A 12206-nucleotide genomic window follows, 5' to 3' on the forward strand; every position below is an offset into this window, starting at 1 on the left:
GCTCGGACGAGACCGCAACCGGTTGCGGTCTCGTCCGAGCTTCTCTATCTCGCGGCTCGGGGTTCTCTATCTCGCGGATCAGGTCGACAGGTGGAAGTGGTCGTCCTCCGGGGCGGAGTCCGGGCCGGCGCCCATGTCGACGATGTCGACGTCGCCCTCGCGGTCGGGCTCGCCCGGCGGCAGGCCGAGGAGGGCCTTCTCGTCCGGGCGGTGGCGCAGCACGTGCTCCACGTAGGACGCCGTGGCCTCGAGCATCGGGACGTCGCGCCCGGCCTGCTCGGAGATGAACCAGCGGTGGTCGAGGATCTCGTGGAACAGCTGCGCCGGCTCGAGCTTGCGGCGCAGCTCCCGCGGGACGGCGCGGATGGTCGGCTGGAAGACGTTCTGCGACCAGTCGTGCGCCACCATCTGCGGGTCGTCATCCTGGCGGTCCGTGGCCGCCACGTAGGAGTCGAGGTCGTTGAGGAGCCGCCGGGCCTGGTTGTCCTGGACGTCCAGGCCGGTGAGGCGGAACAGGCGGCGTGAGTGGTGCCCGGCGTCGACCACCTGGGGCTGGATGCGGACGGTGGTGCCGTCGATGTCCGTGGTGATCGACAGCTCGCCGACGTCGAAGCCCAGGTCGTTGAGCCGGTCGATGCGCGCCGCGACCCGCCAGCGCTCGTCGGACCCGAACGACTCGACGCCCGTGAGCGCCTCCCACAGCTCCGTGTACCGGGAGACGAGGGCGTCGCCGATCGCGATGGCGTCGACCTCCTCGTCGAGCAGCTCGCCCGCCTCGAGGTCGAACAGCTCGCCGATGATGTTGGTGCGGGCGAGGTCGACGTCGTAGGAGCGCTGACCGGGGGTGAGCTCGCGGTGCAGGTCGCCGGTCTCGGCGTCGACCAGGTACGCGGCGAACTGGTGCGCGTCGCGCCGGAACAGGGTGTTCGACAGGGACACGTCGCCCCAGTAGAAGCCGACCAGGTGGACCCGCACCAGCAGGACGGCCAGCGCGTCGATGAGGCGCGCCGCGGTGTCGGGGCGCAGCGCCTGGCTGAAGACGGCCCGGTAGGGGAGCGAGAACGCGAGGTGCTCCGTGACGAGCGCGGCCTCCAGCGGCTCGCCGTCGTCGTCCCGGCGGCCCGTCACCACGCCCACGGGGCGCACGGCCGGGATCTCGAGCTTGCGCAGCTGGCGCAGCAGGTCGTACTCGCGGAACGCGACCGCCTCGCTGATCTCCTTGATCGCGAGCACGCGCCCGTCGAGGCGGACGAACCGCACGACGTGCCGCGAGATACCGCGGGGGAGGGCGGCGAGCACGTCCGCGGGCCACTCGGCCAAAGGGGCGCGCCACGGCAGGTCGAGCAGCGCGGAGTCCGGCGTCGCCGAGGTGATCTGCAGCTGTTCCACGTCGCTCCAGGTGTCGTGCGGGAGGCCAGATGTCGCGCGGAGGGCGGATGGCCCGGCTCGTCAGGGTACGCGACGAGGGGCGGGCCCGGCATCGCCGGACCCGCCCCTCGGGCGGTGCACTGACTCAGTTGAGGCGGTTGCCCGTCGCGGCCGAGAAGAGGTGCGACTGGCCCGGCTTGATCGTCACGTGGATCGTGTCGCCCTTCATGGGGACGTTGCGCGGGTCGATGCGCACGATCACCTGGTTGTCGCCGGCACCCGAGCGGACCTCGGCCTCCTCGGCGGCGGGGCCGACGAGCGTGCCGTAGACGAAGGCGTCCGAGCCGAGCTCCTCGACGAGGTTGACGGCCACGGGCATCGCGTTGTCGGTGCCGTCCGAGACCACCTCGAGCGCCTCGGGGCGGAAGCCGATGGTGATCTTGCCGCCGTCGGCGTCGGTGAGCTGCTCCACGGTCGACCGCTCCAGCGGCACGCGGGCGGCGCCCACGTGGGCCACGCCGTTGTCGACCTTGAAGGTGGCGATGTTCATCGCCGGCGAGCCGATGAAGCCCGCGACGAAGACGTTGGCCGGGGTGTCGTACATCTCGCGCGGCGTGCCGACCTGCTGGAGGAGGCCGCCCTTGAGCACCGCGATGCGGTCGCCCATGGTGAGCGCCTCGGTCTGGTCGTGCGTCACGTAGACGGTCGTGACGCCGAGGCGGCGCTGCAGCGACGCGATCTGCGTACGGGTCTGGACGCGGAGCTTGGCGTCGAGGTTCGACAGCGGCTCGTCCATGAGGAACACCTGCGGCTGGCGCACGATCGCGCGGCCCATGGCGACGCGCTGGCGCTGACCACCGGAGAGCGCCTTCGGCTTGCGGTCGAGGTACTCGGTGAGGTCGAGGATCTTGGCGGCCTCCTCGACACGCTGGCGGATCTCGGCCTTGGGGGTGCCGGCGATCTTCAGCGCGAAGCCCATGTTGTCCGCCACCGACATGTGCGGGTACAGCGCGTAGTTCTGGAACACCATCGCGATGTCGCGGTCCTTCGGCTGGACGTCCGTGACGTCGCGGTCGCCGATGAGGATGCTGCCGCCGTTGACGTCCTCCAGGCCGGCGAGCATGCGCAGCGAGGTGGACTTGCCGCAGCCCGAGGGGCCGACCAGGACGAGGAACTCGCCGTCCTCGACGTGCAGGTTGAGCTGGTCGACGGCCGGGCGCTCCGTGCCCGGGTAGATGCGCGTCGCGTGGTCGAAGGTGACCGTAGCCATGGTTGCAATCCCTCCACCGGCAGGTACGTGCCGGACGATCCGTTGTGGGTGGGTGCCGTTGCTTTCACGCTGGCGTGTCGGCGGTGACACATTCTGTTGTCGTGCGCTCCGGGCCTCGGCCGGACGGCCTCGGATCGGTGCGCCGGGATGATCGTACATGCCCCGGGCGTGAGTTCTGACACAGCCCAGGTCAGGGCCTCGCGGCCGCTCGGAAAGGGTTGTCCGTCAGCCCTCGAGCGCGTCCGCGAGGCGCTCCAGGAGGGCGGCGAGGGCGTCCGCGTCCGCCACGCGCTCGGTCGCGAGCGTCGGCCCGGCACCCACCTTGACCCCCAGGTCGGCCGGCCCGAGCACCTCGAACGCCGCCTCGTCGGTGGTGTCGTCGCCGGCGTAGAGCACGAGCCCGCGGAGCCGGTCGTCTCCCTCCTCCAGCTCCTCGCGCAGCCGCTCCACGGCGACCCCCTTGGACGTGGGGACGACGGCGATCTCGACCACGTCCTTGCCGTGCATCGCGTGCAGGCCGAGCCGGGCGGCCACCGCGTCGGCGTCGGCCGCGGCCGCGCGGGCGTCGTCCGGCCCGCTGAGCCGGGTGTGCAGGACGGCGGCGCTCGGCTTGTCCTGCACCCATGCGCCGCGCCGCCCGTCCACGGCGTCCTGCAGCCCCTCGCGCAACCGCTCCAGGGTGTCCGCCTGCGCCTCGGTGAGGCGCAGCGGCACGGCGTCGACCCCGTGGGCGGAGACCCGTCCGGTCTCCGCGCCGTGGCTTCCGACCAGGTACGTGCCCGCCGGTGCCGCCGACCGGGCGGCGAGGTCCGTGAGGTTGCGGCCCGAGACGAGGGCGAGGCGCAGCTCGTCGCCCCCGGGCGGCGCCGGCCGCGCCGCGAGCGCGGCGAGCCGGTCCACGGCCGCGCGGGCGGCCGGCGTCATCGTCGAGGCCGAGGGGTCGTCGACGAGGGGCGCGAGCGTCCCGTCGAAGTCGAGCGCGACGAGCCGCGCGACCCGCGGTGTCGCCTGGTCGGGCCGGCCGGCGAACGCGAGCACCGCGGCCACGGCCGCCTCGTCCCCGCCCGGCGCGGGCCCGTTCACCCGCGGCTCGACCGGGCCGGCACGGCGGTGAGCACGCCGAGGAACGTCTCGGACCACTTCGCGACGTCGTCGGCCATCACCTTGCGGCGCAGCCGGCGCATCCGCCGCCGCTGCTCGCGTGCGGGCATGTGCGCCGCCGCGACGATGGTGTCCTTCATCCCGTCGATGTCGTGCGGGTTGACCAGCAGCGGGCCGGGGGCCAGCTCGTCGGCGGCGCCGGTGAACTCGCTCAGCACCAGCACCCCCTGCTCGTCCGAGCGCGCCGCGATGTACTCCTTCGCCACGAGGTTCATGCCGTCGCGCAACGACGTGACGAGCATGACGTCGGCCGCGAGGTACAGGGCGGCCATCTCGTCGGGCGGGTAGGAGTGGTGGAGGTAGTGGATGGCGGAGTGTCCGAGCTCGCCGAACTCGCCGTTGATACGGCCCACGAGCCCCTCGACGTGCTCGCGCAGGTCCTGGTAGGCCCCGACGTTCTCGCGGCTCGGGCTCGCGACCTGCACCAGCGTGCAGTGCTCGACGTCGAGCCGGCCGTCCTGCAGCAGCTCGCCGTACGCCTTGATGCGGTGCCGGATGCCCTTGGTGTAGTCCAGGCGGTCGACGCCCAGCATCATCACCTTCGGGTCGCCCAGGTCGGCGCGGATCTCCTTCGCGCGGGCCTGCACCTCGGGCTCGCGGGCGAGCGCGTCGAAGTGGTGGGAGTCGATCGAGATGGGGAACGCGGCGGCGCGCACGTGCCGGGCGGGGCGCCCGTCCTCCTCCGCGACCGTGATGATCGGCCCGCGCGTGGTGTGCTTCGTGAGCCGCCGGACCGAGCGCACGAAGTTCGAGGCGTCGCCGCCGCGCTGGAAGCCGATGAGGTCGGCGCCCAGCAGGCCCTCGACGATCTGCGTGCGCCACGGCAGCTGCTGGAACAGCTCCACCGCGGGGAACGGGATGTGGTCGAAGAACCCGATGCGCAGGTCGGGGCGCAGCTCGCGGAGCATCTTCGGCACCAGCTGGAGCTGGTAGTCGTGCACCCACACGACCGCGTTCTCCGCCGCCTGCGCGGCCGCGGCCTCGGCGAACCGGCGGTTGACGCGGCGGTAGGCGTCCCACCACTGCCGGTGGTAGGTCGGGGGCGAGATGACGTCGTGGTACAGCGGCCAGAGGGTGTCGTTGGAGAACCCCTCGTAGTACCGCTCGATCTCCGCCCTGCTGAGCGTGACGGGCACCAGCAGCATGTCGTCGGCCTCGAAGGGCTCGTGCTCGAGGTCGGGGGCGCCGGACCAGCCGACCCACGCGCCGTCCGCCTCCCGCATGACCGGCTCGAGGGCCGTGACGAGGCCGCCGGGGGAGCGGTGCCAGTCCACCTCGCCGTCGGCGTCGACGGTGAAGTCGACCGGGAGCCGGTTGGCGACGACGACCAGGTCGTACCCGTCGCCCTTCCGACGATGGCTGCTTGACGAACCTTTGCCTGTCAAGGGACCTCTCTCCACGGGTTCTGCCAGGAATCCATCAAGGACTCCGGAGGGCTGCGAAAGGACGACGTCCTCCCCGGACAGGGTACCGACGTGGCCAGGCCCTCGCCCCGGCGCGGCGCGACGTCACCCGCTTCGTCCCGGCCGCAGCGGGACGCGCGAGTGCTCCCCGACCGGCCCGCGACCTGCGCACGACCCGGCGGTGACCTCTCGCGGACCCGCGCGGCACGGCGCGCCCCGGGAGGTCCGGCCCGATACGGTGTGCCCCATGGGTGAGGTCGACGCGATGCAGGTCCCGGGGCGCAACCCCGTGCCCGGCCCGCCGTCGGCCCCGCGCGGCGACGACGGCGGCGGCGGGCAGAACGGCAGCAGGCAGGACGGCACGGTGCGCGGCGGCACGTCGTCGGACCACCCGCCGCGCGTCTCCCGGACCCGGGACGGCGGCCTCGCCGAGGGCGCGGAGGTCGGCGGGTACACGGTCGTGCGGGCGCTCGGGAGCGGCGCGATGGGCGCCGTCTACGAGGCGGTCGACGGCGGCGGTGGCCGCGTGGCGCTCAAGGTGCTGCACGCGCACGTCGACGCCGACCCCGCCGGGCGCGAACGGCTCCGGCGCGAGGCCGCGGCGCTGCAGCGGCTGCGGCACCCCGCCGTCGCGCAGGTGCTCGACGCCGAGCTGGAGGGCCCGTACGCGTTCGTCGTGACGGAGCTGGTGGACGGCGTCACCCTCGAGGAGGAGGTGGACGAGCGCGGCCCGCTCGACGCCGCCGACGTCTTCTCCCTCGCCGACCAGCTCGCCGCCGCCCTCGAGGCCGTGCACGACGCGGGCGTGGTGCACCGCGACCTCAAGCCCTCGAACGTGATGATCACCGCGCAGGGCCCGGTGCTCATCGACTTCGGCATCGCGCAGGGGCCGGGCGACACCCGGACCACGTCCGCGGGGTTCGTCATGGGCACCCCCGGCTACATCGCGCCCGAGCTGCTCGACGGCGGCGCGCCCGTCGCGGAGACCGACTGGTGGAGCTGGGCCGCCCTGCTGTCGTTCGCCGCCACCGGCCGCTCGCCGTTCGGCGTCCGTCCCACCGAGCTGGTGCTGCGCCGCTCCCGGGAGGGGAGGCCGGACCTGCACGGCGTACCGCCCCGCACGGCGCGGGCGCTCGCGGGGGCGCTCCAGGCCGACCCGGCGCTCCGCTGGGGCCCCACCGAGGTGGCGCGCGCCCTGCGTCGGGACCTCGACGACGCCCTGGGCGGCGCGCCCGACCCCTGGGCCTCGCCGGACGCCACGCAGCGCATCGCGCAGTCCACCGAGTCGCAGGCGGCCGCGACCCAGCGGGTGGGGCTGCCGACGCAGGTCGTCGCGGCCGCCGCGGCCCCGGCGTCGTACCCCCCGACCGGTGCCGTCCCCGTCGCCCCTGGCGGTGGGCCGGGCACGCCGCCGCCCCCGCCGCCCGTCGCGCCGGACCGTCCCACCACGTCCGCCCCCGCCACGCCGGCCGACGCCGACGACCCCACGCAGACCATGACCGCCCTGGAGCGCGACCGGCTGCAGGCGCAGGACGGCGCCACGCGTGCCATCCCGGTCGGCGACGTCCGCTACAAGGGCTACGACCAGCTGGTCGAGGAGCTGCCGCCCGAGCCCCCCGGCCCGTACGTGCGTCCCGTGCACCGACGGCGCACCGGGACCGCCGTCGCCGTCGCGCTGCCGCTGGTCGCCCTCGCGGCCACCCGTCCGCTCATCGGGTTCGGCGCGCTCGTCGCGCTCGTCCTCGTGTGCCGCGCCGTCGCGACGTCGGGCGACCGGCTGCACTCGCGGCGCGAGCACAAGGGCGTCCGCCGCTCCGACGGCTTCGTCGGCACGCTGCTGTTCCCCTGGCACGCTCTCCTCGGCGTGCTCGGGTCGATCCCCGCCGTGCTGGTCGGCGCGTGCGCCGGGCTGCTGACGCTGCTGGCCGGTTGGTGGCTGTTCGGCGCGGGCCACCTCATCGTGCTGCCCCGCGACGACCTGGAGGCGCGCTCCCAGGGCGGGATGAACGAGGGCATCGTGTTCAACGGCGTCCTGGCGGGGGTGATGGTCGTCGCGCTCCTGGCCACGTGGTTCGGGCCGGCGGGCGGCACCGCGCGCGAGGGCGGCCGCATCATCCTCGGGAAGATCGCCCCGGGCCGCGTCGGCGCCGCCGTCGTCGTGACCGTCTGCCTGGTGCTGACGGTGATCCTCGTCGCACCCGTGCTCTCCGACCCGACGATCGAGTGGTGGCCCATCAGCGGGCCCCCCGATCTCCTCTGACTCCTCGCGCTCGCCGTCGGTCGGCCCGGCAGGACATTCCCGGCGAACGTCCAGGTGCCGCGGGTAGGCTTCGCCCCGTCCGGCGCTGCCGCGCCGCCCCGCCCTCCCGAGATCCTCGAGGACACGATGTCGACGAAGAACCCGAACATGACGAAGGCGCAGCGTCGTGACGCGGCGCGCGCCGAGGCGCTCGCCCTGCGCGAGAAGGAGCAGCAGCGCGACCGGCGCAACCGGATCATCACCCTGTCCGTGCTCGCCGTCGCGCTCGTCGCGCTCGGCGTCGTGGTCTGGATGATCCTGCAGCAGGGCGCGAAGAACAACGTCGACGACGTCCCCCTGGCCGAGGTGACGATGCCCTCGACGGCGCAGGAGAACGGCGGCATCCCCGTCGGCGCCGACAACGCCGCGGGCACCGAGAACGCCGACGCGCCCGTCATCGACGTCTACCTCGACTACATGTGCCCCGTGTGCGGCCAGTTCGAGCAGACCAACGCCGGCGACATCGACGAGATGGTCGCGGCCGGCGACGCGACCGTCGTCTACCACCCCGTGTCGATCCTCGACCGGCTGTCCGCCGGCACCGACTACTCGACGCGCGCGGCCTCGGCCGCGGCCTACGTCGCCGACAAGGCCCCCGAGGCGTTCCCGGCGTTCCACGCGGCGCTGTTCACCAACCAGCCGGCCGAGAACACCGAGGGGCTGTCGGACGAGCAGCTCGCGTCGTACGCCGAGGAGGCGGGGGCGCCCGCCGACGTCGCGACCGCCATCGAGGACGGCACCGCCCGCCAGACGTTCGGCCAGTACGTCCACTCGGCGACGCAGGAGGCGACCTCCGACGAGGCGCTGCAGAACCCGCAGTCGGGCTCGTTCGGCACGCCGACCGTCCTCGTCGACGGCGAGGTCTTCGGCGACTGGGGCACCCAGGGCGCCCTGGGCCAGGCCGTCACCGCGGCCGCCGGCAGCTGACCGCCGCGCGGCACGGCCTACCCGCCCCGGTAGGCTGTGCCGCGCTCCCGCCGCCTTAGCTCAGCTGGTAGAGCTCCCGTCTTGTAAACGGAAGGTCGTCGGTTCGAATCCGACAGGCGGCTCCACTCCCGCGAGATAGAGAACCCCGAGCGCGAGATAGAGAACCCTGGACGGGGCCGCAACCGGTTGCGGCCCCGTCCAGGGTTCTCTATCTCGCGCTCGGGGTTCTCTATCTCGCGCTCGGGGTTCTCTATCTCGCGGAGGGCGGGGGCCAGGTCGTCGGCTCGCCCCACTTCGGCGCGCGGCCGTCGCCGCTGGAGGTGTGCTTGATCCGGCGCTGCACCCAGGGGACGACGTGCGTGCGCGCCCACTGCGCGTTGGCGCGGGCCCGCTCGACGAACGCCTGCGGCGGCAGGGGGTCGAGCGCGACGGCGTAGTCGGGGTCGTCCGGCGCCTGGCCGAGGCCGACGAGCGCGGCGTCGGCGACGCGGCGGTGCCCCTCGGGGGTGAGGTGGATGCGGTCGTCGGCCCACATGCGCAGGTCGAACAGGGGGTCGAGTCCCCACAGGTCCAGCACGTGCGCGCCGTGCTTGCGCGCGATGGTCCAGATGTTCGCGTTGTACTGGCCCACGCGGCCGCGGGTCCAGCTCAGCCCGGCGCCCGCCTTGAAGCCCGTGCCGAGGAGGACGTCGGCGCCCGTCGCGCGGATCGTCGCCACGCCCTGCTCCAGGCGGGCCGAGAGCACGTCGATGTCGGCCTGCGGGCGCAGGATGTCGTTGCCGCCGCCGACGAACGACACCAGGTCGGGCTGCATCTCCAGCGCGACGTCGACCTGCTCGTCCAGGATGTGGCGCAGCAGCCGACCGCGGATGGCGAGGTTCGCGTACTCCATCCCGGGCGCGCCGGCAGCGGTGCGGCGGGTCGACAGTGCGCCGGCGAGCCGGTCGGCCCAACCGCGCTGCTTCGCCGCCGACTCCGTGCCCGCCGGGGCCGGCGTGCCGTCGTCGTACGGGTACGGGTCCCACAGGCCCTCGCTGAACGAGTCGCCGATCGCGACGTAGCGCGTCCACGGGGGGACGGAGGAGGGGGCGGCGCGAGGGGTCGTGCCGTCAGGGGTCGGGGTGGAGTCCTGCGTGGTCACGTCCGCCATTGTGCTCCTCGCGCGGCGGTGGGCGCTCGGGGCGACGACGCCGGACGGCGTGCCGCGCCGTCCTGCGCCGTCAGGCGAGGCGCCAGTCCACCGGCGTCCCGCCCTGCTCCTCGAGCAGCGCGTTGACGCGGGAGAACGGGCGGGACCCGAAGAAGCCGCGGTACGCGGAGAGCGGGCTGGGGTGCGCGCTCTCGACGGTCGGGACGTCGCCCAGCCACGGCTTGAGCGACGCGGCGTCGCGGCCCCACAGGATCGCGACGAGCGGCCCTCCGCGGGCCACGAGCGCCTTGATCGCGGCCTCGGTGACCTGCTCCCACCCCTTGCCGCGGTGCGACGCCGGGGTGCCGGGCCGCACGGTGAGCACGCGGTTGAGCAGCATGACGCCCTGGTCGGCCCAGGGGCGCAGGTCGCCGTTCGACGGCGTCGGCACACCGACGTCCTCGGCGAGCTCGGAGTAGATGTTGACGAGCGACTTGGGCACGGGCCGCACCTGCGGCTGGACGGAGAACGACAGCCCCATGGGGTGTCCGGGCGTGGGGTACGGGTCCTGCCCGACGACGAGCACGCGCACGTCGGCGAGGGGGCGCGAGAACGCGGCGAAGATGTGCGCACCGTCGGGCAGGTACGTGCGGCCCGCGGCGACCTCGGCGCGCAGGAAGTCGCCCATCGCGTGGATCTGCGGCTCGACGTCGGCCAGCGCGGCGGCCCAGTCGGGCGCCATGACCTGGTCGAGCGGCGGCCGCTCCTGCGTCGTCGTGCCGGGGCCGGTCGTCGTCGGGGTGTCCACGCCGCGACGCTAGCGCACCCCGCCCGCGAGTCGTCAGGGCCAAGGGCACGTTGCGATGGTCCTGGCCCGACAGGTCGCGGGATCGCGGCGCGCGGGGCGACGTCGTCGGGACCGGCGCGCGGACGCGCCATACTGGGACGCCATGAGCGAGATCCTGGTCCAGGAGGTCCAGCCGGACCCGGAGGCGTCGGGCACGACGGCGACCGAGTCGTCCGCGGCATCGGCCGCGACGTCGTCGGACGGCGACCTCTCCGACCGCGACCGCGAGATCCTCGCCTTCGAGCGGCAGTGGTGGAAGTACGCCGGGGCGAAGGAGCAGGCGGTGCGCGAGCTGTTCGGCCTGTCGGCGACGCGCTACTACCAGGTGCTGAACGCCCTCATCGACTCGCCGGCGGCGCTCGCCCACGACCCCATGCTCGTCAAGCGGCTGCGCCGGATGCGGTCCACGCGCCAGCGGGCTCGCTCCGCGCGGCGCCTCTCCGACGGTCAGGGCTGACGACGCGCCCGCGACCCGGGCGGACCGGCAGGCCAGGTGCTCGCTGAGAGCGGCCTGGACGGGCGGACGCCCGGAACGGCTACCCTGTCCGCCGTGAGCAAGAGCCATTACCCCTACCCGCCCGACGAGTTCGACGTCCGCGGGCCCGAGGGCACGCCGGTCGGTGTGCATCGTGAGCCGCGCAGCGGGTGGAGCTCGGTGTGGCCGTTCCTGCTGATCGTCGTCGTGTGCGGTGGGCTCGCGGTCGGCATCGTCTCCTTCCTGTCGGACGACGGCGACCCCGCGACGCCCCCTGCCGCCGAGCAGACCGCGGGCGCCGGCGCCGAGCCGGAGGCCTCCGCCTCCGCCGACGCCGAGGGTGAGGAGCCGCCGGCCGACGGCGAGGCGAGCGAGGACCCGGCCGACGAGGAGCCCGGCGACGACGCCTCCGACACGGCGACCGAGCTGCCCGGCGACCCGGCGGCCGCGAACCTCGAGGCGTCCGTCGTCGTCTACAACGACGGTGCGGGCCAGGGCCAGGCCGCGGCCGGTCAGGGCGTCCTCTCGAGCGACGGCGGGTTCGTCGACGTCGCGGCCACGGACGCGCCGGACACGCTGAAGGGCGTCTACGAGGAGACGACCGTCCTGTACGGCGCGGACCGCGCGGACACGGCCAGCGCCGTCGCCGAGGCGCTCGGCGTCGACCCGGCGAACGTGCAGGAGTCCGACGACGTCACGGCCAGCGAGCAGGCCGTCTGGGTGGTCCTCACGTCGCCCGTGGGCTGACCGTCGTCGCACGTCCGGAATCTCGGATGCCGACATTCCGGACATCGGTGCTTCCCTTGCCGCGATCGCCGCTACTAGGCTCCCCCTCACCGTGGGGTGCCTGCCCTGCGGCCGAGTAGCACAAGGAGAGGTACATGGCCCAGGGCACCGTCAAGTGGTTCAACGCGGAGAAGGGGTTCGGGTTCATCACCCCGGCCGCAGGCGGGCAGGACCTGTTCGTCCACTACAGCGCCATCCAGACCGACGGGTACCGCACCCTGGACGAGGGCCAGGGCGTCGAGTTCGAGGTCGGCCAGGGGCAGAAGGGGCCGCAGGCCGAGCAGGTCCGCCCGCTCTGACCGCGCCGTCGGCCACGCCGTCGACCGTGACAGGCCGGCACCCAGGACGCAGGGACGCGTCCGGGGTGCCGGCCTTCGTCGTCCCCGGGTGGTGCACGCCCTCGGCGAACGTCTTGCACTCGCCACCCGAGAGTGCCAATAATGGCTTAGCACTCTCGGCCTGTGAGTGACAGCCGCCTCCCGGGGCGGCGTTCTCCTGGGCCGCGGGTGAAGCATTCGGGTCGTTCGGTGAGACCCTCCGC

The 12206-nt window shown here is 73.9% G+C and carries 11 protein-coding genes and 1 tRNA gene; 6 read left to right on the forward strand and 6 right to left on the reverse strand.

Annotated elements, in window-relative coordinates:
- Nucleotides 1–78 precede the first annotated feature (78 nt).
- The 4 genes from ACQP6G_RS10655 to ACQP6G_RS10670 all read right to left on the reverse strand — a co-directional run bounded on the left by ACQP6G_RS10655 (nucleotide 79) and on the right by ACQP6G_RS10670 (nucleotide 5184).
- Nucleotides 79–1389 (reverse strand): DUF4032 domain-containing protein, encoded by a 1311-nt coding sequence (locus ACQP6G_RS10655; RefSeq protein WP_429764298.1) that lies wholly within the window; start codon nucleotides 1387–1389, stop codon nucleotides 79–81.
- 124 nt (nucleotides 1390–1513) lie between these two features.
- Entirely contained in the window at nucleotides 1514–2638 is a 1125-nt protein-coding gene (locus ACQP6G_RS10660; protein WP_429764299.1) for an ABC transporter ATP-binding protein, read from the reverse strand.
- 225 nt (nucleotides 2639–2863) lie between these two features.
- Nucleotides 2864–3721, reverse strand: coding sequence for a trehalose-phosphatase (gene otsB, locus ACQP6G_RS10665; RefSeq protein ID WP_429764300.1), 858 nt, complete (start codon nucleotides 3719–3721; stop codon nucleotides 2864–2866).
- Nucleotides 3718–5184 carry an alpha,alpha-trehalose-phosphate synthase (UDP-forming) gene (locus ACQP6G_RS10670; protein ID WP_429764301.1) on the reverse strand — a complete coding sequence of 489 codons (1467 nt, stop codon included), beginning with the start codon at nucleotides 5182–5184 and terminating at the stop codon, nucleotides 3718–3720. The genes otsB and ACQP6G_RS10670 overlap by 4 nt, the downstream gene beginning before the upstream one ends.
- Nucleotides 5185–5449: 265 nt before the next feature.
- Between ACQP6G_RS10670 and ACQP6G_RS10675 the strand changes: the two genes are divergently transcribed.
- The 3 genes from ACQP6G_RS10675 (at nucleotide 5450) to ACQP6G_RS10685 (ending at nucleotide 8553) form a co-directional block, all read left to right on the forward strand.
- Entirely contained in the window at nucleotides 5450–7462 is a 2013-nt protein-coding gene (locus tag ACQP6G_RS10675) for a serine/threonine-protein kinase (protein ID WP_429764302.1), read from the forward strand.
- Nucleotides 7463–7588: 126 nt separating this feature from the next.
- The gene (locus tag ACQP6G_RS10680; protein ID WP_429764303.1) at nucleotides 7589–8428 is read left to right on the forward strand and encodes a DsbA family protein; all 840 of its coding nucleotides are present in this window, start codon (nucleotides 7589–7591) and stop codon (nucleotides 8426–8428) included.
- Nucleotides 8429–8477: 49 nt separating this feature from the next.
- Nucleotides 8478–8553: transfer RNA gene (locus tag ACQP6G_RS10685), tRNA-Thr, on the forward strand.
- A 125-nt stretch (nucleotides 8554–8678) separates the two neighbouring features.
- Here the strand turns inward: ACQP6G_RS10685 and ACQP6G_RS10690 are convergent.
- Both ACQP6G_RS10690 and ACQP6G_RS10695 read right to left on the reverse strand, forming a co-directional pair.
- Nucleotides 8679–9578: an SGNH/GDSL hydrolase family protein gene (locus ACQP6G_RS10690; protein WP_429764304.1), complete on the reverse strand. Its 900-nt coding sequence runs from the start codon at nucleotides 9576–9578 to the stop codon at nucleotides 8679–8681.
- Nucleotides 9579–9648: 70 nt separating this feature from the next.
- Nucleotides 9649–10299, reverse strand: coding sequence for a uracil-DNA glycosylase (locus ACQP6G_RS10695; protein WP_429764643.1), 651 nt, complete (start codon nucleotides 10297–10299; stop codon nucleotides 9649–9651).
- Between the two features lie 208 nt (nucleotides 10300–10507).
- Here ACQP6G_RS10695 and ACQP6G_RS10700 point away from each other — a divergent pair, with 208 nt between their 5' ends.
- The 3 genes from ACQP6G_RS10700 (at nucleotide 10508) to ACQP6G_RS10710 (ending at nucleotide 11964) form a co-directional block, all read left to right on the forward strand.
- The gene (locus tag ACQP6G_RS10700) at nucleotides 10508–10861 is read left to right on the forward strand and encodes a DUF3263 domain-containing protein (protein ID WP_429764305.1); all 354 of its coding nucleotides are present in this window, start codon (nucleotides 10508–10510) and stop codon (nucleotides 10859–10861) included.
- Between the two features lie 93 nt (nucleotides 10862–10954).
- On the forward strand, nucleotides 10955–11626 hold the full coding sequence (locus ACQP6G_RS10705; protein WP_429764306.1) for a LytR C-terminal domain-containing protein: 672 nt from the start codon (nucleotides 10955–10957) through the stop codon (nucleotides 11624–11626).
- A 134-nt stretch (nucleotides 11627–11760) separates the two neighbouring features.
- Nucleotides 11761–11964, forward strand: a complete 204-nt coding sequence (locus ACQP6G_RS10710; RefSeq protein ID WP_429764307.1) for a cold-shock protein — start codon at nucleotides 11761–11763, stop codon at nucleotides 11962–11964.
- Nucleotides 11965–12206 lie beyond the last annotated feature (242 nt).

The organism is Isoptericola nanjingensis (genome assembly GCF_050311635.1).
Lineage (GTDB): Bacteria > Actinomycetota > Actinomycetes > Actinomycetales > Cellulomonadaceae > Isoptericola > Isoptericola nanjingensis.